The organism is Ruegeria sp. YKSD163 (assembly GCF_059612905.1).
Genome location: NZ_JBXWRM010000010.1, coordinates 131168 through 153822 on the forward strand (window position 1 = coordinate 131168; position 22655 = coordinate 153822).

Here is a 22655-nt window from a genome sequence, read left to right on the forward strand (position 1 = left end):
TGCCATCCCCTCTGCGGGCGGGGGCACAGCCTTGCCGCCCCGGCCAATCTGAGCGACAACCGGTCGGGCGGTTCCGAAACGAGCGGGGCCAGCGCGGCGCGCGAAACCTGGCGGCAGATCCGGCGTTCCCGCCGCAGCGCTGCCGCAACCGGAGACCATCACGCATGAGCTATGCAATCTATGTCGGTAAGTCCCACAGCCGGACCGGCCATGCCTGGCTGGCGGGATACGGAGATGAACCTTCGTCCCACTGGCTCGAGATCGTGGCAGCGGCGGAGCACCCCGAGGGCGCCACCATCGAAGTGGGCGTCGGCCCCGAAGCCGACATGCCGGGCCGCAGGATCACGGTGCCACAGGTGCCCCGGACGCAAGCACACATGCGGGTCAGCTATTCCTATTATCTGGGCGTGCCCGCGCCGATCACCAATGGCGGTGTGAATGCCGCCGGTGTGGCGGTGCGCGACGTCTGGTCTACCTCGCGGCAGGAACTGCGGGACATGACCCCCAATGATCAGGCCGGCTTCACCTATAGCGACCTGGCCCGCACCGTACTGGAGCGCGCCACCAGTGCGCGGGACGCGGTCACGCTCTGCGCCGCGTTGATCGCGGACCATGGCGAGGCGACCTATGGCGGCAATTCCCATATCTTCGCCGATGCGGACGAGGCCTGGGTGATGATCCAGTTCGCCGGCGGGCAGGGGCTGTGGGTGGCCGAACGGCTTGGCCCCGACAGCATCCGTGCCTCGCGCCCCGGCTATGTGCTCGAGGTACCGGTGGACGAACCCGGTCACCCCGATTTCCTGTGGTCGCCGAATTTCGTCAGCTTTGCACGTGAACGCGGCTGGTACGAGGCCGGGCCCTTCGACGCCAACGCGGTCTATGGCGACGGCAAGGGGCGCTGGGACGGGATCCGCTGGATCGAGGATGAGATGCAGGCCCGCGCCGCCCGGCCCGGCAAGATCGGTCTGGAGGACATGATCTGGGCCGTGCGCACCGAGAAGCTGACCGGCGACACGGCGGGGTATGGCCAGGTCGTGCCACTGCGGCGCGTCGCGGACCCGGCGCTGACCTGCATGTGGCATGCGGCCTGCGGGGCACTGTCGGCACCGTTCTCTCCGGTCTTTCTGGGGCAGGAGGAGATCCCGCCGGAATACGGGCCGCACCGCTATCTGACCACCGGCGAGTCGCACCGGTTCCTGGATTTGCGCAAGGCGGTCAGCGGCGGCCACGATACCGTGTCGCTGGTGCCGCAGTTCAACGAGACCAGCGTGGGCGCCTTTCAGGACTGCAAGCGCCTGATGTATCTGATGCAGTTGCTGGGCGAGGCCGCGCTTGCGCCGGTGCATCAGGCCTTTGACCGGCGCGAGGCGCGGCTGTCCGAGTTGACTCAGGCGCATTTGCGTGTGGCCGGGGCCGCGCTCGACGCCGGTCATCGGGCCGAGGCGATCGCGGTCCTGTCGGCCTTTTCCAACGGCCAACTGACCGCGGCGCTGGCGCTAGTGCGCGATCTTGCGGCGGGCCTGTCCGTGCAGGCCTCGGGCTTGCCCCGGGCAGCTCAGCCCGGCACGCCGGCGACCTTCAAACAGATCTGGTAGCGGCACGGCGGCGCCTGCCGCCATCCCCGCCGCTCAGGTCCTGTCGTCGTCGATCAGCGGGCTGGGTCTGGCAAAGCGTTCGAGCTGCGCCTGATCGGTGATGGTGATCCGGTTGCCCTCGACCAGCACGCCATAGGGCTGAAGGCTCTTGAATGACCGGCTCAGGTTCTCGGGGGTCATGCCCAGAAGCGAGGCCAAACGCCATTTTTCGAAGGGGAGGTCGAATTGGGTCGCCCCGTCGCAGCGGCCTTGCTGACGCAACAGGTAATTGGCCAGCCGTTCCAGCGAGGATCTGAGCTTGAGATCCTTCATCGTCTTGACCTTGCGACGATAGGCCTGGGCCAGTTCCCGGACGATGGCGCGGGCAAACGCGGGATCGGTGTCAAAGACGTTACGCACATCCTGGCTGGGGATCAGGGCGATCCGGCTTTTTTCCAGTGTGCGCGCCGACATCAGGTAGGGGGCGTCCCGCACCGTGGCCGCAAGGATGAAGGTCGAGATCGGTCGCACCGTCGCCAGGCTGCTCTCGCGGTTGTTCCAGCCCGAAAACAGATCGACCGAGCCGGACAGCACGATATGCAGGAAATCGCTGGGCTCGCCCTCGGTGATCAATTCGATCTGAGGCGGGAAATTCTGCACATAGGCGCCGCGCATGAGCGACAGGAAATGCTCATCCGACATGTCCTCGAACAGGTGAAGTCCCCGGATGTCCGGGTAATCCGACTCGGGCATACCTAGGCGCATCTGCATCCACCTCTTGATAAATATCAATATCTCGATTGATAAGAATCAATCATTTGATTGATCCACGTCCCCTTACCCCTTGATACCTCGTATGTCGTAGCATGACAAATTTCTTCAAGCCATTTATTTTGCAGCATTTTTTGGAACACTTGATCTGAATCAAGCAATCTGACCACAAAGAGGCGCCCTCTGCCCCCAGCCAAAGCAGTCCGCCATGCGCAGACTGTCAGAGACTGGAGGGACAGCCGATGGAGCTACAGAACAAGGCCACAGCGCTGTGGTCGAATTTCTTCAACGTGAAGATGGTGCAGATCAGAACGTTCCACATGACGTGGTTCGCATTCTTTTCCTGCTTCTTCGCATGGTTCGGCATCGCGCCGCTGATGAGCGTGGTGCGCGACGAACTGCAACTGACCAAGGACCAGATCGGTTGGGCGATCATTGGTTCGGTCGCGATCACGGTGTTTGCCCGGTTCTTCATCGGCTGGCTCTGTGACCGCATCGGGCCGCGCAAGGCCTATACCTGGCTGCTGCTGCTTGGCGCCTTTCCGGTGATGGGGATCGGGCTCAGCTGGAACTTTGAATCCTTCCTGCTGTTCCGGGTCATGATCGGCGGCATCGGGGCGGCTTTTGTCATCACGCAATACCATACGACGGTGATGTTCGCCCCGAACGTGGTGGGGCAGGCCAATGCGACCTCGGCGGGCTGGGGCAACCTGGGTGGCGGTGTCACGCAGTTTGTCATGCCGCTGCTGTTCTCGGTCTTCGTCGTGGGCTTCGGCTTTTCCGAGGCGATGGGCTGGCGGCTGGCCATGGTCGTGGTGGGTGTCATCATCTTCCTCGTGGGGATCGCTTATTACTTCCTGACCCAGGACGCGCCCGACGGCAATTTCGACGACCTGCGCGCGCAGGGCCGGATGGAAGAGAAGAAGAATGTCACCGGCAACTACATGCAGGCGCTGAAGGACCCGCGTGTCTGGGTGCTGTTCGTCATCTATGGGGCCTGTTTCGGGATCGAGCTGACGGTCAATAACGTCGCCGCGCTCTATTTCTTCGACTATTTCGACCTGAGCCTTGTGACCGCCGGTTTCGTCGCCGCCTCGTTCGGCCTGATGAACATCTTTGCCCGTACGCTGGGCGGCCTGTTCGGCGACAACTTCGGATCGCTCTGGGGCCTCAAGGGCCGGGCCTTCTGGCTGTTCGTCTGCATCCTGTTCGAAGGCATCGCGCTGATGATCTTCAGCCAGATGCAGGTCCTGTTCCTGGCCCTTCCGGCGTTGATCGTCTTCTCGCTGTTCACGCAGATGGCCGAGGGCGCGACCTATTCCGTGGTCCCCTTCGTCAACAAGAAGGCGCTGGGCGCGGTGGCCGGTGTGGTGGGCGCGGGCGGCAATGCCGGTGCGGTTCTGGCGGGCTTCCTGTTCAAGAACATGGTGGACTGGTCCGAAGCCTTCCTGATCCTCGGCATCGTGGTGAGCTGCGCCTCGTTCCTGGCCTTCTTCGTCCGCTTCTCGACCAGGCAGGAAGATGAAGAGCGCGCCAATTTCGCCGCCGCCAATATCGAGAACCTGCGCCGCCGCGCCGAAAAGGCCAATGCGGAGCTCGAAGAGGGTCTTGCCGCGATTGCACGCAAGAACGGCGGCGTCCAGCCGGCCCAATGAAACAGCGCCGCCCGCACGGGGTGCGGGCGGCCAAACACAGACACGCCATAGCGGAGGAACCACCCATGGCAACCACAACAGCACAGGCCGCCCAGCAGGGCCACACCCTGATCGACTGGCGCCCCGAAGACCCGCAGTTCTGGAAGGACCGCGGCCATGCGGTCGCAACGCGCAACCTCTGGATTTCGATCCCCAACCTGCTTTTGGCCTTTTCGGTCTGGATGGTCTGGTCGGTCGTCGTGGCCAAACTGCCCGCCATCGGGTTCGACTATTCCACCGGCCAGCTGTTCTGGCTGGCGGCGCTGCCGGGCCTGTCCGGCGCAACGCTGCGGATCTTCTACAGCTTCATGATCCCGATCTTCGGCGGGCGGAAATGGACCGCCATTTCAACCGCCTCGCTGCTGCTGCCGGCACTGGGTATCGGCTTTGCGGTGCAGAACCCCGAAACGCCTTACGTGATGTTTCTGGTGCTGGCCCTGATGTGCGGTTTTGGCGGCGGCAACTTTGCCTCGTCGATGGCCAATATCGCCTATTTCTACCCCAAGAAAACCAAGGGCAACGCGCTGGCGCTGAATGCGGGTCTGGGCAATCTGGGCGTGTCGGTCATGCAATTCGTGGTGCCGATGGTGATCACGGCGGGCGTGTTCGGCGCAATCGGCGGTGAGCCGGTCACGCTGGGCGATGGCAGCCAACTCTGGATCCAGAACGCGGGCTTCATCTGGGTGCCCTTCATCGCCCTCAGCGCCATTGCCGCCTGGTTCGGCATGAATGACATCGCCGATGCCAAGGCCTCGTTCTCGGAACAGTCGATCATCTTCTCGCGCAAGCACAACTGGATCATGTGCATCCTCTACACCGGCACCTTTGGCAGCTTCATCGGCTATGCCGCCGGTTTCCCGCTGCTGATGAAGACCCAGTTCCCCGATGTGAACGTGCTGCAATACGCCTTTCTCGGCCCGCTTGTCGGTGCGCTCAGCCGCGCCGCGACCGGTTGGGTCTCGGACAAGTTCGGTGGTGGCCGCGTGACCTTCTGGACCTTCCTCGGCATGATCGTGGCGGTCTGGGGCGTGCTTCAGTTCCTGCCGTCCGAGGCCAACCCGGCCGGCAATTTCTGGGGCTTCTTCGCCTGCTTCATGGCGCTGTTCTTCCTGACCGGTGTCGGCAACGCCTCGACCTTCCAGATGATCCCCTCGATCATGCGCCAGGAAGTACCGCGCCTGATGCCGCAGCTGGACGAGGCCGCGACGCTGAAACAGGCCGAGCGCGAAAGTGCCGCGATCATCGCCTTCACCTCGGCGATTGCGGCCTATGGCGCCTTCTTCATCCCCAAGTTCTACGGCACCTCGATCAGCATGACCGGAGCCCCCAACGGCGCGCTCTGGGGTTTCCTGATCTTCTACGTGATCTGCGTCGCGATCACCTGGATCTTCTATAGCCGCAAGAACGCACCGGTTCCGTGCTGAGCCAGTAACGCCACCGGGTGCGCGCCATCGCGCGCCCGGCCAGCCTCAGGAGATAACACAGATGAGCCATCTGCTCGACAGATTGAACTTCCTCCAGTCCAACGAACTGGAACAGTTCTCGAACGGCCACGGCCAGGTCACGCGCGAAAACCGCGACTGGGAGGACACCTACAGAAACCGCTGGCGGCATGACAAGGTCGTGCGTTCCACCCATGGGGTGAACTGCACCGGATCGTGTTCGTGGAAGATCTACGTCAAGTCGGGGATCGTGACCTGGGAAACCCAGCAGACCGATTACCCGCGCACCCGTCCCGACCTGCCCAACCATGAACCGCGCGGCTGTGCGCGGGGCGCGTCCTACAGCTGGTATCTCTACAGCGCCAACAGGGTAAAGAACCCGCTGGTGCGCGGTCGGCTGTTGAAGGTCTGGCGCAAGATGCGCGAGACGATGACGCCGGTCGAGGCCTGGACCCGGTTGCAGAACGATCCGGTGCTGCGCGCCTCGTATGTCGAGACGCGCGGCAAGGGCGGCTTTGTGCGCGCCAGCTGGGACGAGGCGACCGAGATCACCGCGGCGGCGAATGCCTATACCGCCAAGACCTATGGCCCGGACCGCATCTTCGGCTTCTCGCCCATTCCGGCCATGTCGATGATCTCTTACGCTGCCGGCTCGCGCTATCTGTCGCTGATGGGCGGTGTCTGCATGTCCTTCTACGACTGGTATTGCGACCTGCCGCCGGCCTCGCCCATGACCTGGGGTGAACAGACCGACGTGCCGGAATCGGCCGATTGGTACAATGCCGGTTACCTGCTGCTCTGGGGCTCGAACGTGCCGCAGACCCGGACGCCGGACGCGCATTTCTATACCGAGGCCCGCTATCGCGGCACCAAGTCGGCGGTCATCTGTCCCGACTATTCCGAGGCCGCCAAGTTCGGTGATGTCTGGCTGAACGTTAAACAGGGCACCGATGCGGCGCTGGCGATGGCCTTTGGCCATGTCATCCTGCGTGAATTCCACCTCGACCGTCAGGCCGAGTATTTCGAGGAATATTGCCGCAAGTATTCCGACTTCCCGATGCTGGTGAAGATCGAGGAGAAGGACGGCAGGATGATCCCGGGCCGTTTCCTGCGTGCCGACGATCTGGACGGCAAGCTGGGCGAGCAAAACAATCCCGAGTGGAAGACCGTGGCCCTTGACGAGACCTCGGGCGCGCTGGTCGCGCCGAACGGCTCGATCGGCTACCGCTGGGGCGAGGACGGCGAATGGAACCTCGAGGAGAAGGCGGCGGGCGCCGATACAAGGCTGCGGATGTCGCTGATCCTCGACGAGGATCATGACGAAGTGGTCGGCGTGGATTTCCCCTATTTCGGGGCCGACGCGACCGAGGCCTTTACCACCGGCGACAAGCGCCCGAACGTGTTGACCAGGAACATCCCCGTCAAGCGCATCAAGACCGCCGAGGGCGACGTGGCCGTGGCCACCGTCTTTGACCTCTTCTGCGCCAATTACGGGCTGGATCGTGGTCTTGGCGGCGAATGGGTGACCAGCGACTTCAACGAGGACGTCCCCGGCACCCCGAAATGGGCCGAGAAGATCACCGGCGTGAAGGCCGACAAGATCATCCACGTCGCCCGCGAATTCGCGCAGACAGCCGAAAAGACGGGTGGCAAGTCGATGATCATCATCGGGGCCGCGATGAACCACTGGTACCACATGGACATGAACTATCGCGGCGTCATCAACATGCTGGTGATGTGCGGCTGCGTGGGTCAGTCCGGCGGTGGCTGGGCGCACTATGTCGGCCAGGAGAAGCTGCGTCCGCAAACCGGCTGGCAGCCGTTGGCCTTTGCGCTCGACTGGGGCCGCCCGCCGCGCCACATGAACTCGACCAGCGCCTGGTATGCCCATACCGATCAATGGCGCTACGAGACGCTGACGGCGGGTGAAATCCTGTCGCCCACCGCCCCCGAGGGCGATTGGGACATCAGCCTGATCGACTACAATATCCGGGCCGAACGCATGGGCTGGCTGCCCTCGGCGCCGCAGCTCAAGACCAACCCGCTCGAGGTAGCCAAGGCTGCCAAGTCGGCGGGCAAGGAGATCCCGGCCTATGTGGCCGAGCAGCTCAAGTCCGGCGCGCTGGAAATGTCCTGCGAGGACCCGGACGCGCCCGAGAACTGGCCGCGCAATCTGTTCGTCTGGCGCTCGAACCTGCTGGGCTCCTCGGGTAAGGGGCACGAGTATTTCCTCAAGCACCTTCTGGGCACCGATCACGGTGTTCTGGGCAAGGATCTGGGCGAGGAGGGCCGGCAACTGCCGAAAGAGGCCAAATGGCGCAAGGACGGTCCGCGCGGCAAGCTTGACCTGCTGGTGACCATCGACTTTCGCATGAGCACGACGGCGGTCTATTCCGACATCGTGCTGCCAACGGCCAGCTGGTACGAGAAGAACGACCTCAACACCTCGGACATGCACCCGTTCATCCACCCGCTGCAAGCGGCGGTGGACCCGGCTTATGAAAGCAAGTCGGATTGGGAGATCTTCAAGGCCATTGCCTACAAGGTGCAGGAGGTCGCGCCCGAGATCCTTGGCAAGGAGACCGATATTGTCGCCTTGCCGATCCTGCATGATACGCCCGGCGAGCTTGCGCAGGACCAGGTCAAGGACTGGAAAAAGGGCGAATGCGATCTGATCCCCGGCAAGACCGCACCGAACTATATCGCGGTCGAGCGGGACTATACCGCGATCGGCGACCGGTTCACCGCGCTTGGGCCACTGATGGACAAACTTGGCAATGGCGGCAAGGGCATCTCGTGGAAGACCGATCACGAGGTCCAGCACCTGCGCGACCTGAACGGCGTGTGGGAGGAGGGTCCGGCCAAGGGCTGCGCCAAGATCGTCACCGATATCGACGCGACCGAGGTCGTGCTGATGCTGGCACCGGAAACCAATGGCGAGGTTGCGGTCAAGGCCTGGGAGGCGCTGTCGAAGGCCACCGGGCGCGATCACACCCATCTGGCACTGCCCAAGGAGGACGAGAAGATCCGGTTCCGCGACATCGCCGCGCAACCGCGCAAGATCATCTCGTCGCCGACATGGTCGGGGCTGGAAAGCGAAAAGGTCTGCTATAACGCGGGCTATACCAACGTGCACGAGCTGATCCCGTGGCGGACCCTGACCGGGCGCCAGCAGCTTTATCAGGATCACCTTTGGATGCGCGCCTTTGGCGAAGGGTTCCTGTCCTACCGGCCTCCGGTTGATCTGAAGACGATCACCAAGGACGTGCAGGATGCGGGCGACAGCCTGGTGCTGAACTTCATCACGCCGCACCAGAAATGGGGCATCCACTCGACCTATTCCGACAACCTGCTGATGCTGACGCTGAACAGGGGCGGACCGGTGATCTGGATTTCCGAGAACGACGCCAAGAAGGCCGGGATCGTCGATAACGACTGGGTCGAGCTTTACAACACCAACGGGGCGCTGACGGCCCGCGCGGTGGTGAGCCAGCGCATGAAGGACGGAACGACCTTCATGTATCATGCCCAGGAAAAGATCGTGAACACCCCTGGTTCTGAGAAAACCGGCAAACGGGGCGGCATCCACAACTCGGTCACCCGCGCGGTGCCCAAGCCCACTCACATGATCGGCGGCTACGCCCAGCAATCCTACGGCTTCAACTATTACGGCACCGTAGGGGCGAACCGGGACGAGTTTGTCGTCGTCAGAAAGATGAAAAAGGTCGACTGGCTCGACCGGGAAGCCACCCAGAAGGAGGCAGCGGAATGAGAATTCGTGCGCAAATCGGCATGGTGCTGAACCTCGACAAATGTATCGGGTGCCACACCTGTTCCGTCACCTGCAAGAACGTGTGGACCAGCCGCGACGGTGTCGAATACGCTTGGTTCAACAACGTCGAGACCAAACCCGGTACCGGCTATCCGACCGACTGGGAAAACCAGGCGCGCTGGAACGGCGGCTGGGAGCGGACCAAATCCGGCAAGCTGCAACCCAAACAGGGCGGCAAATGGCGCATCCTGGCGAATATCTTTGCCAACCCGGACCTGCCCGAAATCGACGACTACTATGAACCGTTCGATTTCGACTATGACCACCTGAAATCCGCCCCCGAGATGGAGGCGTTCCCGACGGCGCGCCCCCGTTCCAAGATCACCGGCGAGCGGATCGAGAAGATCGAGAAGGGCCCGAACTGGGAAGAGATCCTGGGTGGCGAATTCTCGAAGCGGAGCCAGGACTACAACTTCGAGGGTATCCAGAAGCAGATCTACGGGGAATACGAGAATACATTCATGATGTATCTCCCGCGTCTCTGCGAACACTGCCTGAACCCGGCCTGTGCCGCGTCGTGCCCGTCGGGCGCGATCTACAAGCGCGAAGAGGACGGCATCGTCCTGATCGACCAGGAGAAATGCCGGGGCTGGCGGATGTGCGTCTCGGGCTGCCCCTACAAGAAGGTCTATTACAACTGGTCGACCGGCAAATCCGAGAAATGCACCCTGTGCTATCCCCGGATCGAAAGCGGCAACCCGACCGTCTGTTCGGAAACCTGTGTTGGGCGCATCCGTTATATCGGCGTGATGCTCTACGATGCGGACAAGATCGAAGAGGCGGCGAATGCGCCGGACAAGCAGGACCTCTATGATGCGCAGCTGGGCGTGTTCCTCGACCCCAACGATCCGGTGGTGATCGAGACCGCCCGCGCCGACGGTATCCCCGAGGACTGGATCAAGGCCGCGCAGGAAAGCCCGATCTGGAAAATGGCGATGGAGTGGAAAGTGGCCTTCCCCCTGCATCCCGAATACCGGACGCTGCCGATGGTGTGGTACATCCCGCCGCTCAGCCCGATCCAGAACGCGGCCGAGGCCGGGGCCATCGGCATGGATGGCGCGATGCCGGATGTGAAGAATCTGCGCATCCCGCTGCGATACCTCGCCAACATGCTGACCGCCGGCGACGAGGCCCCCGTGGCCCAGGCGCTGGAACGGATGCTGGCCATGCGCGCCTATATGCGCGCCAAGACCATCGACGGCGTGCGCGACGAGGCCATCGCCGCGCGGGTCGGCCTGTCGGGCCGGGTGATCGAGGACATGTACAAGATCATGGCGCTTGCCGATTACGAGGACCGCTTTGTCATCCCGACGACGCATCGCGAACAGGTCGAAGAGGCCTATGATCTGCGCGGCGGCTGCGGCTTTACCGACGGCAACGGATGCTCGACCGGCGTCTCCAAGGGCTCGCTGTTCGGCGGGTCGAAGAAACCCCTTAAAATGCCCACGGAGGTGATGTGATGGACCGCACGTTGAAGGCGCTGTCGCTGATACTCAGCTATCCGACACGCGAATTGCAGACGGCGATGCCCGAAATCGGAGGCGTTCTTGCCGCCGACAGCCGGCTGACCGCCGCCGCCCGCCGCGACCTTCGCCCGCTGGTCGAGGCGCTGGGCGGGCGCGACATCTACGATCTCGAAGAGCAGTATGTGATGCTCTTCGACCGGTCGCGTACCCTGTCGCTGAACCTGTTCGAACATGTCCATGGCGAAAGCCGGGACCGGGGCGGCGCGATGGTGTCGCTGCTGGAAACCTACCGGGCAGGGGGCTTTGACCCAGTTACCTCGGAACTGCCGGATCACCTGCCGGTGCTGCTGGAATTCCTGTCGATGCGTCCCTTTGCAGAAGTACAGGAAACCTTGGCGGACGCGGCGCACATATTCGAGGCCTTGTCTGCCCGGCTTGTCCGGCGGGAAAGCCCCTATGCGCCCGCGTTCGCCGCTCTTTTGCAGCTCTCGGGTGTGAAAGCCGACCGCGAGGCGGTGGCCGAGCTTCTCGACCAGCCCGAGGTGGACCCCAACGACCTGGAGGCGCTCGACGAGGTCTGGGAGGAAAGCGAGGTTCGCTTTGGCCCCGACCCGAACGCCGGCTGCCCGATCTCGCGCGACATTCTTGCGCGGATGGACCAACCGATCACACCCGCGCCCGACGTGGCGGCGGAATAAGGGAGGCATGACAGATGCACAACTTCCTCTTCGGGATTTTTCCCTACATCGCCCTGGGCGTCGGGATCATGGGCACCATTGCCCGTTATGAGCGCGACCCCTTCACCTGGAAATCCTCTTCCTCGCAGCTCTTGCGCCGCAAGCAGCTGGTGATCGGATCGGTCCTCTTTCATGTCGGCGTGCTGGTGATCTTCTTCGGTCACCTGGTCGGCCTGCTCACCCCGATCTGGGTATTCGACATCCTCGGGATCAGCCACGGGGCCAAGCAGACGCTGGCCGTGGTTGCCGGTGGCATCGCTGGCGTGATGGCGCTTGCCGGTGGCGGGATGCTGTTCCACCGCCGCTGGACCGATCCGCGCATCCGCCAGACCTCGAGCAACTGGGACATCGCGATCCTGGCCATGCTGCTGGCGCAGCTGGTGCTGGGGCTTGGCACCATCTTTGTCTCGCTCGGGCATCTGGACGGTCACGAGATGGTCAAGTTCATGTCCTGGGCGCAGGGGATCTTCACCTTTGACAGCGGCGCGGCGGGCTATATCGCGGGCGTGGCGCTGGTGTTCAAGCTGCATCTGTTCCTGGGGCTGCTGATCATCATGGTGTTCCCCTTCACCCGCCTCGTGCATATCGTTTCGGGCTTTGCCGCACCGTTCCGCTATCTGCTGAAACGTCCGGGCTATCAGATCGTCCGGTCGCGTCGCAGCGCGCCCTTGCCGGAACGCAACGGTCCGGCAAGCCCCGCGCGCCGGGTCGTCGCGCCCGGAGCCGCCGGTGCCTCGGTGCGCCGTCCGGCGGAGTAGGCAGATGGCTCACGCATTGTTCCCCGATCTGGTCGTCAACGGCGAGACCGTGCCACACGCGGCCGTCGCCGCCGAGACTCAGAACCACGACGCTCCCAAGGGCAAGCCCGGCATCGCCTGGCGCAAGGCCGCGAATGCGGTCGCGATGCGCACGCTGCTGTTGCAGGAGGCGCGGCGCCGTGGCCTGCGGGCCGAGCCTGCCGAAGTGGGGCCGGGGCGTTTCGAGACCGACGAGGAGGCCCTGATCCGGGGCCTTCTCGAAACCGTGGTGGAGGTGGCGCCGCCCTCCGAGGACGATCTGCGCGCCGAATGGGCGCGTGACCCGTCGCGCTTTCGCGCCCCGCCGCTGTGGGAGGTGTCGCATATCCTGTGTGCCTGCGACCCGCAGGACAAGGCGGCGCGCGAGCAGGCGCAGGCGCGGGCGGTCGCGTTGACCGAACAGGTGTCGGGCAACCCGCGCGGCTTTGCCAAGCTTGCCGCCGAACACAGCGATTGCGGCTCCAGAAGCTCGGGCGGTGCGCTGGGACAATTGGGTCCGGGTGACACGGTGCCGGAGTTCGAGGCGGTGCTGCGCAAACTGGCCGAAGGCGAGATCACCAGTGCCCCGGTGCTGACCCGCCATGGCTGGCACATCGTCCGGATGGATGCGGTGGCCGAGGGGGCCGTTCTGCCCTTCGACGCGGTGCGCCAGAAGATTTCGGACGCCATGGAGAAGGCGTCCTGGGCCTGCGAGGCCCGTGCTTTCGTCAACCGACTGGTCGCGTCCGCCGAGATCTCCGGCGCGGATATCCGACCGGTCTAGCCGCCGGGAGGGCGGGCCAATGAAGACCCCTTCGCGCGAGTTGAAAAGAGGCAACTGCCTCGCTCCGATCAATCCGGCGCTTCTCGAAGACCCGCTGGATTTCATCCACGAGGAGCACTTGCGCGAAAGGGAGATCTGCGCGCAGCTCGACGCACTCGCCGGGGCTCAGGCCCCGGATAGGGGCACGGCAGAGACCATTCTGGAGTTTCTGCGCGACGAGCTGCCGCTGCATCTGGCGGACGAGGAAGAGGACCTCTTTCCCTTGCTTCTCCGCCGCTGCCAGCCCGAGGACGAGATCGACAGGGCAATCGCGCGGCTTACCTCGGACCATCGCCATGCCGATGACGACACCCCGTGCGTGATCGCCGATCTGGAGCAATTGAGCGCGGGCGAAAGCGCGCTTTCTGAGGAAACGCGCAGCGGGTTCGCACGGTTTGCCGCCCATGCCCGCCGGCACCTGATCCTGGAAAACGCGATCATCCTGCCCTTTGCCCGGCTGCGCCTGACGGCCCGCGATATCGAGACACTCAGGCTGCGGATGATGCAGCGACGCGGTCTCGATCGTTTGAAGGACAAAACCGATGCTGAATGACCTCATCGACCGCAACAGCCTGTGGGCACAGGCGCGAGATGCCGAGGATCCGGGCTATTTCGCCCGGCTGGCCGCGCAGCAGGCCCCGGAATTCTTCTGGATCGGCTGTTCGGACAGCCGCGTTCCCGCCAATGTGGTCGCGGGGCTCGATCCCGGAGAGGTATTCGTGCACCGCAATGTCGCGAATGTGGTCCATTCCAGCGACATGAACCTGCTTTCGGCGCTGGAGTTCGCGGTCGAGGCCTTGAAGGTGCGCGAGATCATCGTGTGCGGGCACTATGGCTGTGGCGGGGTCAAGGCCGCGACCGAGGACATGGCGCAGGGGCTGGCCGAACACTGGCTGGAACCGATCCGGCGGCTGGCCCGGGCCTATGCGGTCGATCTGGCGCGCTGCGACGATATCGACGCGCGCCGGGACAAGCTGGCCGAATTGAACGTCATCGAAGGTGTCCGGCGGGTGTCCGAAACACCGATCATGCAGAGAGCCTGGGGGCGCAGGGAGAGTATCCGCGTGCACGGGCTGATCTATGGGCTCAAGGACGGGCGATTGCGCAATCTCGATTGCTCGATCGGGCCGGGCCATTTTGAAAGGCAGGTCGCAGAATGACCGTTTTGGGAAAGATCGAAACACAGGGCTGCGGTTGTGACGCGCCCGGGCATCTGGCGTCTCTGATCAGCATCGACGCGGCGCTGGAACGGATTGCGGAACACGCGGCCCCGGTCGCGGATACGGAAACGGCGCCGCTGATGCGGGCCGCTGGCCGGGTGCTGGCGGAACCGGTCGTCGCCTCTGTGCAGACCCCGCCTTTCGACAATTCGGCGATGGACGGCTATGCGGTGCAGACGCGGGTCTTCACGGGGCAGGGGCCGTGGACCTTTCCGGTGAGCGACCGGATCCCGGCGGGGGCCGTTCCGGCCCCGGTCGGGGGGGCGGGGGCCGCGCGGATCTTTACCGGGGCGCCGGTCCCGGATGGGGCCGATGCGGTGATCCGTCAGGAAGACGCGTGCCTGAGCGGCGACACCGTCACCTTTCAGAGGCGCCCCGACCCCGGTCTCAACATCCGCCGCGCGGGTGACGACATGGTGCCGGGCCAGATCGCCGTTCGGGCAGGAACCAGGCTGGGCCCGCGCGAGATCGCGGCCTGCGCCGCCGCCGGGGCCGGTCAGGTCACATTGCGCCGCGCCCTGCGCGTGGCGCTGTTGGTAACTGGCGACGAGGTCAGAGACGCCGGCGCGGCGCGCGACGCAGCGGCGATCTGGGACGTGAATACACCGATGCTCGGCGCGGCACTGGGTCGCGCGGGCGTCGCGCTTGTCCATGTCGAGCGGGCGCCCGACCAGCGTGCGGCGCTGGCGCATCGTCTGGCCGCGATGGCGGCCGAGGTCGATCTGATCGTGACCACCGGGGGTATCTCGGTCGGCGAAGAGGACCACGTGAAACCTGCACTCGACGCGCTTGGTGCCGAACTGCATTTCAGCGGGGTGGCGATCAAGCCCGGCAAGCCGGTCTCTTTCGGCAGCCTTGGTCCTTGTAAGTGGCTGGGCCTGCCGGGCAATCCGCTGTCGGCGCTGGTCACATGGCAGGTGTTTGGCGTCGCGCTGATCCGTCGCCTGATCGGGGAGAGTGCCGCGCGCGACACGCGGCGCCACGTGGTCACCGCCGACCCCATCCGTCGCAAGCCGGGCCGGTGCGAGCTGCGGCCCGCCACCCTGACCGGGTTCGATTCCGGGGGGCGCGAGGTCGCCGGGTTCGGCAGCGCCACCCATTCGGGGCGCGTCGGCGACCTGCCGGCCTGCGATGGCCTGATCTTCCTGCCCGCCGATTGCGACCGGCTGCCCGCCGGGGCGCTGGTCGAATTCCTTCCGTTTAGTGATATCTGAGGTTCGAGACATGAAACTCGCCTATACGATGGCGCCGGGACGCGGCGATACCGACCTGATCCTCGACCGGCTGGCCAGTGATCTGATCGGCCGGGGCCTGCGGCTGGCCGGCACCGTGCAGATCAACACCGACCGGCCCGACGCGGGGCCCTGCGACATGGATGTGAAGGTCCTGCCGGATGGCCCGGTGCTCCGGATCAGCCAGAACCTCGGGGCGGCGGCGCGCGGCTGCCGGCTCGATCCCGAGGCGCTCGAAACCGCGGTGGGGTGGGTGACTGCCCGGCTGACCCCCGCGACCGACCTTGTGATCGTCAACAAGTTCGGCAAGCACGAGGCCGAGGGGCGCGGGTTTCGCGCGGTGATCGCCGAGGCGCTGGCGCTGGACATCCCGGTTCTTGTCGGGCTGAACGATCTGAACCGGGCCGCGTTCGAGGATTTCGCCGGGGGGCTTGCCACCCGGTTGCCACCCGAACCCGGCGCTTTGGCGCGATGGGCCGGGCAGGCGGCGCATGGGTTGGCTGCCTGCGCATGAGCTCAGATTGCGCGGCCAGTCACGCTCATGACGGGGCCCCCCGCCTGCGTGCATAGGCGCCGGGGATATCGAGCATTTTCCGGTATTTGGCAACGGTCCTACGTGAAACCACCAGTCGCGCCCGGCTCAGTTGACGGGCCAGTTCCTCGTCTGACAGCGGCGAGCGATGGTCCTCGGACCGGATCAGAATCTGAAGCCGTTGCAGAACCTGTTCGCGAGTCCGGTCGGGGGCGTCCTCACTGACCGGGCGCGCGAGGAAATGCGCCGCGGGAAACACGCCCAGATCGGTCCGGATACCGCAATTGGCCAATGCCCGGCTGATCGTGCTCTTGTTGACGCCAACCTCTTCGGCAAGCCGGGCCATGGTCAGCGGCAACCGGTCGCGCGTCCGTCCGGTCCGGATGAACTTGGTCTGACGCGCGGCAATGCTCTGCCCCGCGGCCAGCAGGGTATTGGCCCGTTTCTGCATCGCCTGCACCATGTTGGCCGCACCGCGATAGCAGTCGCGGTAATAGCTTTGCGCGCCGGCATCGGTTTCCACCGCCATCGTGGCTGAGAACAGGGCGTCATCGGTCAGAAGCTGCGGCAGGGCCGCCTCGTTCAGCGCCGCCGTGCACTGGCCGTCGCTATCGCAGGTAAAGATCAGCTCGGCTTCGCCCGGCGCGGGCAGGGTATCGGGTTGCCGGGCCAGCGGCGCCGGGTTCAGGGCGCGAATGTCATCGAGCATGTCGATGGCGTCCTCGCGATCGACATCGCAGGCGATGCAGATGGCGTCGATATCCTGACGCGCGATCAGGTCGAGCCTGTCGAGTAACCGTTCGATCAGCGGGTCGAACCGGTTCCGGGCCAGCAGTTGCAGCCGAAAGCTGTCGGCAAGCGACCAGGCAAAGACACCGGCAGGCTCAACCGCCGCCTGAAGGACCGGCACCAGCGCGTCCAGCTCGGCCAGGCTGCACCGCAGGTATCCGGCGGTCTCGGCGGGGCTGTCGGGCAGGAACCCGCGATCGTCGAGGCTGTGCACCAGTTCCTGCGCCAACAGGGTCTGCCGGGGCGACAGGCGAACAAGCGACACCTGCCGCAGCAGATCGTCGGTTGCGCTGTCGCGCTGGGCGATATCGGGGCGCACCGCGCCGACGCCGCCGGTCGACAGGGTCGGCAAAGAGGCCCGCAGAAAACCGTTGCGGCTCTGCTCGCGCCGGATGGTGTCCAGAACCTCTTCGGCATCCATTGCCAGCAAGGCCAGCGAACCGCGCATCGCCTGGGTCAGGGCGAGTTTCTGGGTCTGTGTCTGGCGTTGCAGTTGCCGCATCGCGTGCGCCATTCCGTTCCGGATGCAAGGGATCGGGGCAGCTTGGCCCGCTCACCCCGCTTAGTCAAAGCCTGTTTGCCCGGTTTGGCACGATCGTTGCTTGTGAGTAGCGAAAGGAGACCGCCCCCATGACCAAAGTCGGCATCATCGCCAACCCCGTTTCGGCCCGCGACATCCGGCGGATCGTCAGCCATGCGGGCAATCTGCCGATCAACGACCGGGCCAATATCGTGCTTCGCATGCTGACCGGGCTTATGGCCACCGGCGTCGAAGAGGTCGTGATCATGCCCGAGAACGGCGGCATCCGCACCCAGTTGATGCGGACCATCGATCGTGAAGCGCGGCTGGGGCATCTGCGGTTTCCGCGTGTCAGCTATCTGGACATGCCGGTGACCTGCACCTCTGACGACAGCGCCGAGGCGGCGCGGCAGATGCATGATCAGGGGGTTGGTGCGATTGTCGTGCTGGGGGGCGACGGCACCAACCGTGTCGTTGTCTCGCGCTGTGGCAACACGCCGGTGGCCGGGGTGTCGACCGGCACCAACAATGCCTTCCCCGAGCTGCGCGAACCAACGATCACCGGCCTGGCGGTAGGGCTGGCGGTCACCGGGCAGGTGCCTTGCGAATACGCCTATTCCTATAACAAGCGACTGGAGGTGCGCGTCAACGAGCAGCGCGAGATCGCACTGGTCGATGTGGCCGTGGTCTCCGAGCGCTTCATCGGGGCGCGGGCAATCTGGAAAACAGCGAATTTCCGCGACCTTTTCGTCACCTTCGGTCGGCCCGACGGGATCGGCATGTCGTCGATCATCGGGCTATTGGCGCCGCTCGACCGGCAGACACCCGAGGGCAGGCGCGTGCGCCTGATGCCGCTGGAGACGGCCAAGACCCGGCTGACAGCGCCCATCGCGCCGGGCCTGATCGAAGAGGTCGGCATCGGCGGCGTCGAACGCATTCTGCCCGATACCGTCTATCTGCCCAGTGTGTCGGCAGGGTCCTTCGCGCTCGATGGCGAACGCGAACTGACCTTCAGCGAGACTTGCGATGTCAGCATCCGTCTCCAGACCGACGCCTTTCGCACTGTCAACGTGCCCGATTGCATGGCCTACGCGGCCCGGCACGGGCTTCTCACCCGCGCAGCGTCCGAGACGCTGCGTACTGCTCAGCCATAAGGGAGGATCTCATGAGCAACCCGTTCCCACTGGAAAAAGACGGGCTTCTTGAAGCCTATCGCCGGATGAAGACGATCCGCGAATTCGAAGAACGCCTGCATGTCGATTTCGGCCGGGGCGACATTCCGGGCTTTGTCCACCTTTACGCGGGCGAAGAGGCCGCAGGCGTCGGTATCATGATGCATCTGCAGGATCATGATCGGATCGCCTCGACCCACCGGGGCCATGGCCACTGCATCGCCAAGGGCGTGGACGTCAAAGGCATGATGGCCGAAATCTATGGCAAGGCGACCGGGTCCTGCGCGGGCAAGGGCGGATCGATGCATATCGCCGACCTGTCCAAGGGCATGATGGGTGCGAATGGCATCCTCGGCGCCGGTGCGCCGCTCGTGTGCGGCGCGGCGCTGGCGGCACAGAAGCTTGGCCATGACGGCGTGGGCATCACGTTTTTCGGCGATGGCGCGTCGAACCAAGGCACGGTGCTGGAATCGATGAACCTTGCCGCGATCTGGAACCTGCCCGCGATCTTCGTCGTGGAGAACAATGGCTATGCGGAATCAACCTCGGTCGATTATGCGGTCGCCTCCGACAGCTATGTCGACCGTGCGACCGGTTTCGGCATGCCAGGCATCACGGTGGACGGCACCGACTTCTTTGCAGTCTACGAAGCGGCGGGCGAGGTGGTGAAGCGCGCCCGCGAAGGCGGCGGGCCGACCCTGCTGGAATGCAAGATGATCCGTTTCTTCGGCCATTTCGAGGGCGACGCCCAGACCTACCGCGCGCCAGGCGAGAACGAGGACAACCGCAAGAACCGCGACTGCCTCAAGATCTTCCGCGCCAAGGTGACCGAGGCCGGTGTTCTGACGGATGCCGAGATGGACGCCATCGACGCCGAGGTCATGACCCTGATCGAGGACGCCGTGGCCGAGGCCAAGGCCGCCCCGCTGCCCACCCCCGCCGAACTGACCACCGATGTGTACGTGTCCTACTGACACGCGTTGACACGAGAAAGGAGAGAGAAATGGCACGTACATTGAGCATGAAAGACGCGATCAACGAGGCGCTGGATCAGGAGATGACCCGCGATCCCACGGTGATCATGATGGGCGAGGATATCGTCGGCGGCGCCGGTGCGGCGGGCGAGGATGACGCCTGGGGCGGCGTTCTGGGGGTGTCCAAGGGGCTGTATCACAAGCATCCCAAGCAGATGATCGACACGCCGCTTTCCGAAAGTGCCTATGTCGGCGCGGCCATCGGTGCGGCGACCTGCGGCCTGCGCCCTGTGGCGGAACTGATGTTCATCGACTTCATGGGCGTCTGCCTGGACCAGATCTACAACCAGGCGGCCAAGTTCCGCTACATGTTCGGCGGCAAGGCGGAAACGCCGGTGGTGATCCGTGCGATGTGCGGTGCGGGGTTCCGCGCGGCGGCCCAGCACAGCCAGATGCTGACCCCGATCTTCACCCATATTCCGGGTCTCAAGGTCGTCTGCCCGTCGAACGCCTATGACACCAAGGGCCTCTTGATCCAGGCGATCCGCGACAACGATCCGGTGATCTTCCTTGAGCACAAGAACCTTTACGCGTCGGAATGCGACGTTCCCGAAGAGCCCTATGCCATCCCCTTCGGCGAGGCCAATATCGCCCGCGAGGGCAGCGACGTGACCATCGTGACCTATGGTCTGATGGTGCCGAATTCGCTGGCCGCCGCCGAGACGCTGAAGAAGGAAGGCATCGACGTCGAGGTGATCGACCTGCGCACGCTCAGCCCAATCGACATGGATACGGTGATCGAAAGCGTCGAGAATACCGGCCGTCTGGTCTGTGTAGATGAGGCCAACCCGCGGTGTTCCATCGCCACCGATGTCTCGGCCAGCGTGGCCCAGGATGCGTTCAAGGCCCTGAAGGCTCCGATCGAAATGGTCACCGCGCCGCATGCGCCGGTGCCGTTTTCGCCCGCGCTCGAAGACCTCTACATCCCGTCGCCCGACCGGATCGCGGCGGCGGTGCGCAAGACCATGGGGGCCTGAGGGGATGAGCGATCTGATTACGCCGATCCTCATGCCCAAATGGGGTCTTTCCATGCGGGAAGGCACCCTTGCGGCCTGGCATGTCGAGGAAGGCACCGAGATCAGTCCTGGCGACGAGATCATGGATGTCGAGACCGACAAGATCGCAAATGTCGTGGAGGCCGCCGATGGCGGCCTCCTGCGGCGGCGCGTGGGTCAGGCGGGCGAGGTCTATCCGGTGCGCGCGCTATTGGGGGTTCTCGCCCCCGAAAGCGTCAGTGACGCCGAGGTCGACGCCTATGTCGACGCTTTCGAGATGCCGGTCGTGGAAGAGGATGAAGACACCGGCCCGGCGCATGAATTCGCCGATCTGGCCGTCGGGCGCATCCGCTATACCACGCGCGAGGGCGAGGGCGTGCCGGTGATCCTGATCCACGGCTTTGGCGGCGATCTGGACAACTGGCTGTTCAACATCGACGCGCTGGCCGAAAAGGCGCCGGTTCATGCGCTGGACCTGCCGGGACATGGACAGTCGGTCAAGGCGGTGGACAATCCGGGCCTTGGCACGATGGTCGATGCGGTGGTGCAACTGATGGACCATCTGAACATCGAAACCGCCCATCTGGTCGGCCATTCGATGGGCGGGCTGGTCTCGGGGCAGGTGGCGATCGACTATCCGGGCCGTGTCGCATCGCTCAGCCTGATCTGTTCCGCCGGTCTGGGGGATGAGATCAACAGGGGCTATATCGATGGCTTTGTCGGGGCGGCCAGCCGTCGCGATCTGAAACCGGTGTTGAAGGACCTCTTTGCCGATCAGAGCCTGGTCAGCCGCGCCATGGTCGACGACCTGCTGAAATACAAACGGCTGGACGGGGTGCAAAGCTTCCTCGAGGCGCTCAGAAGCAACCTGTTTGCCGACGGTCGGCAAGCCGCCGGGATCGCCGCGGGTCTGTCCGGTTTCAGCGGTCCGGTCCAGGTGATCTGGGGCGCCGAGGACGCGGTGATCCCGCAATCTCACGCCAACTCCATCCCCGGTGCCCGCGTCACCGTTGTCGAGGGCACGGGCCACATGGTCCAGATGGAAAACGCCTCCCGGGTCAACGAGTTGATCTTCGATCATCTCTGACCCACCCGTGCCCGCCCGGACTCCTCTATGCCGGGCGGGCCTCCAATCTTCCCGAAAGGCTTCCGAATGAGTGCACAAAAAGAGAAGTTGGCACATGCCAACAAACGGCTGATGGGTCTGTTCAAGGCCGATCAGAAAACCATGATGGCCTTCAAGACCCTCAGCGATACGGCGGTGCGCGAGGGCCAGGTTTCGACCGCGATGAAAGAGATGATCGCGGTCGCCGTCGCCGCGGCGCGGGGATGCGAGGATTGCATTCTTTACCATGTCAACGAGGCCAAGTCCCACGGGGCCGAGCGCGACACGCTGATCGAGGTTCTTGCGGTTGCCATCGAGATGTCGGGGGGGCCGGGCACCGTCTACGCGGCAAAGGCCCTGGACGCCTTTGATCAGCTTTGACGATATTCTGGCCTTTGCCGAGGAAGACATGAAAACAGCAACGAGACTGCCATCGATACCCGTGCAGCAGCTTTCGGGCGGAGAGGTCAGACAGATCGATCTCGCTGCCCGCTCGGCGGGGAAAACCGTTGTTCTGGTTGGGGTTCCGGGGGCATTCACGCCGACCTGTTCGGACGATCATGTGCCGGGCTATCTGCGCGACGCGCAGGCCTTTGGTGCGGCCGGGGTCGACGAGATCATCATTCTTGCCACCAGCGACTTTTTTGTGGTCAAGGCCTGGGCAGACCGGATGCAGCCGCCCGATGCGGTGCAGTTCGTGGCCGATGGCGGTCTGGGTTTTACCCGCGCGTTGGGCCAGATCCTTGATCTGACGGAACTGGGGTTGGGCCTGCGCACGCAGCGCTACGCGGCGGTGATCCGCGATGGCGACGTGGTCTGGATGGCGGTCGAACCCGACGCGGGCGGGGTGACGGTCAGCGGTTCGGCCAACGTGCTCGCCGCGCTATGAGGTGATCGCCCGACTGGGCCGTCTGCCCTGCGGCGGCGGCCTGTCGGTATCG

Annotated in this window: 20 protein-coding genes; 18 read left to right on the forward strand and 2 right to left on the reverse strand. The window is 64.4% G+C overall.

Features of this window, described 5'->3' with window-relative positions; translation table 11 throughout:
* Positions 1-164 precede the first annotated feature (164 nt).
* Positions 165-1595, forward strand: coding sequence for a C69 family dipeptidase (locus AC2FNA_RS14580; RefSeq protein ID WP_496827707.1), 1431 nt, complete (start codon positions 165-167; stop codon positions 1593-1595).
* 33 nt (positions 1596-1628) lie between these two features.
* Here AC2FNA_RS14580 and AC2FNA_RS14585 read toward each other — a convergent pair whose 3' ends face one another.
* Positions 1629-2339, reverse strand: coding sequence for a helix-turn-helix domain-containing protein (locus tag AC2FNA_RS14585; protein ID WP_496827709.1), 711 nt, complete (start codon positions 2337-2339; stop codon positions 1629-1631).
* A 248-nt stretch (positions 2340-2587) separates the two neighbouring features.
* Here AC2FNA_RS14585 and AC2FNA_RS14590 point away from each other — a divergent pair, with 248 nt between their 5' ends.
* The 11 genes from AC2FNA_RS14590 to AC2FNA_RS14640 all read left to right on the forward strand — a co-directional run bounded on the left by AC2FNA_RS14590 (position 2588) and on the right by AC2FNA_RS14640 (position 16081).
* Positions 2588-4000 (forward strand): MFS transporter, encoded by a 1413-nt coding sequence (locus AC2FNA_RS14590; protein ID WP_496827711.1) that lies wholly within the window; start codon positions 2588-2590, stop codon positions 3998-4000.
* 65 nt (positions 4001-4065) lie between these two features.
* Entirely contained in the window at positions 4066-5463 is a 1398-nt protein-coding gene (locus tag AC2FNA_RS14595; RefSeq protein ID WP_234145491.1) for a NarK family nitrate/nitrite MFS transporter, read from the forward strand.
* Positions 5464-5524: 61 nt separating this feature from the next.
* The gene (locus AC2FNA_RS14600) at positions 5525-9253 is read left to right on the forward strand and encodes a nitrate reductase subunit alpha (protein WP_496827713.1); all 3729 of its coding nucleotides are present in this window, start codon (positions 5525-5527) and stop codon (positions 9251-9253) included.
* Positions 9250-10773, forward strand: coding sequence for a nitrate reductase subunit beta (gene narH / locus AC2FNA_RS14605; protein ID WP_234145493.1), 1524 nt, complete (start codon positions 9250-9252; stop codon positions 10771-10773). Before AC2FNA_RS14600 ends, narH begins: the two co-directional genes overlap by 4 nt.
* Positions 10773-11477 (forward strand): nitrate reductase molybdenum cofactor assembly chaperone, encoded by a 705-nt coding sequence (gene narJ, locus AC2FNA_RS14610; RefSeq protein WP_496827715.1) that lies wholly within the window; start codon positions 10773-10775, stop codon positions 11475-11477. The genes narH and narJ overlap by 1 nt, the downstream gene beginning before the upstream one ends.
* Before the next feature lie 14 nt (positions 11478-11491).
* Complete coding sequence (gene narI / locus AC2FNA_RS14615) at positions 11492-12274, forward strand: respiratory nitrate reductase subunit gamma (protein WP_496827717.1); 783 nt, start codon at positions 11492-11494, stop codon at positions 12272-12274.
* A gap of 4 nt (positions 12275-12278) precedes the next feature.
* Positions 12279-13076 (forward strand): peptidylprolyl isomerase, encoded by a 798-nt coding sequence (locus AC2FNA_RS14620; RefSeq protein WP_496827719.1) that lies wholly within the window; start codon positions 12279-12281, stop codon positions 13074-13076.
* Between the two features lie 19 nt (positions 13077-13095).
* On the forward strand, positions 13096-13668 hold the full coding sequence (locus AC2FNA_RS14625) for a hemerythrin domain-containing protein (RefSeq protein ID WP_496827721.1): 573 nt from the start codon (positions 13096-13098) through the stop codon (positions 13666-13668).
* Positions 13658-14275 carry a carbonic anhydrase gene (locus AC2FNA_RS14630; RefSeq protein WP_496827723.1) on the forward strand — a complete coding sequence of 206 codons (618 nt, stop codon included), beginning with the start codon at positions 13658-13660 and terminating at the stop codon, positions 14273-14275. Before AC2FNA_RS14625 ends, AC2FNA_RS14630 begins: the two co-directional genes overlap by 11 nt.
* Positions 14272-15549: a molybdopterin molybdotransferase MoeA gene (locus AC2FNA_RS14635; protein WP_496827725.1), complete on the forward strand. Its 1278-nt coding sequence runs from the start codon at positions 14272-14274 to the stop codon at positions 15547-15549. Before AC2FNA_RS14630 ends, AC2FNA_RS14635 begins: the two co-directional genes overlap by 4 nt.
* Before the next feature lie 10 nt (positions 15550-15559).
* Positions 15560-16081, forward strand: coding sequence for a DUF2478 domain-containing protein (locus AC2FNA_RS14640; protein WP_496827727.1), 522 nt, complete (start codon positions 15560-15562; stop codon positions 16079-16081).
* Positions 16082-16106: 25 nt separating this feature from the next.
* Here AC2FNA_RS14640 and AC2FNA_RS14645 read toward each other — a convergent pair whose 3' ends face one another.
* The gene (locus AC2FNA_RS14645) at positions 16107-17402 is read right to left on the reverse strand and encodes an RNA polymerase factor sigma-54 (protein ID WP_496827729.1); all 1296 of its coding nucleotides are present in this window, start codon (positions 17400-17402) and stop codon (positions 16107-16109) included.
* Positions 17403-17518: 116 nt separating this feature from the next.
* Between AC2FNA_RS14645 and AC2FNA_RS14650 the strand changes: the two genes are divergently transcribed.
* The 6 genes from AC2FNA_RS14650 to AC2FNA_RS14675 all read left to right on the forward strand — a co-directional run bounded on the left by AC2FNA_RS14650 (position 17519) and on the right by AC2FNA_RS14675 (position 22603).
* Positions 17519-18562: an ATP-NAD kinase family protein gene (locus tag AC2FNA_RS14650; protein WP_496827731.1), complete on the forward strand. Its 1044-nt coding sequence runs from the start codon at positions 17519-17521 to the stop codon at positions 18560-18562.
* 11 nt (positions 18563-18573) lie between these two features.
* Positions 18574-19554: a thiamine pyrophosphate-dependent dehydrogenase E1 component subunit alpha gene (locus tag AC2FNA_RS14655; RefSeq protein WP_234145503.1), complete on the forward strand. Its 981-nt coding sequence runs from the start codon at positions 18574-18576 to the stop codon at positions 19552-19554.
* Between the two features lie 29 nt (positions 19555-19583).
* On the forward strand, positions 19584-20591 hold the full coding sequence (locus AC2FNA_RS14660; protein ID WP_496827733.1) for an alpha-ketoacid dehydrogenase subunit beta: 1008 nt from the start codon (positions 19584-19586) through the stop codon (positions 20589-20591).
* A 4-nt stretch (positions 20592-20595) separates the two neighbouring features.
* Positions 20596-21696 (forward strand): acetoin dehydrogenase dihydrolipoyllysine-residue acetyltransferase subunit, encoded by a 1101-nt coding sequence (locus AC2FNA_RS14665; protein ID WP_496827735.1) that lies wholly within the window; start codon positions 20596-20598, stop codon positions 21694-21696.
* 66 nt (positions 21697-21762) lie between these two features.
* Positions 21763-22095 (forward strand): carboxymuconolactone decarboxylase family protein, encoded by a 333-nt coding sequence (locus AC2FNA_RS14670; RefSeq protein ID WP_234145506.1) that lies wholly within the window; start codon positions 21763-21765, stop codon positions 22093-22095.
* A 61-nt stretch (positions 22096-22156) separates the two neighbouring features.
* Positions 22157-22603 (forward strand): peroxiredoxin family protein, encoded by a 447-nt coding sequence (locus AC2FNA_RS14675; RefSeq protein ID WP_496827737.1) that lies wholly within the window; start codon positions 22157-22159, stop codon positions 22601-22603.
* The last annotated feature ends 52 nt before the right edge of the window (positions 22604-22655 follow it).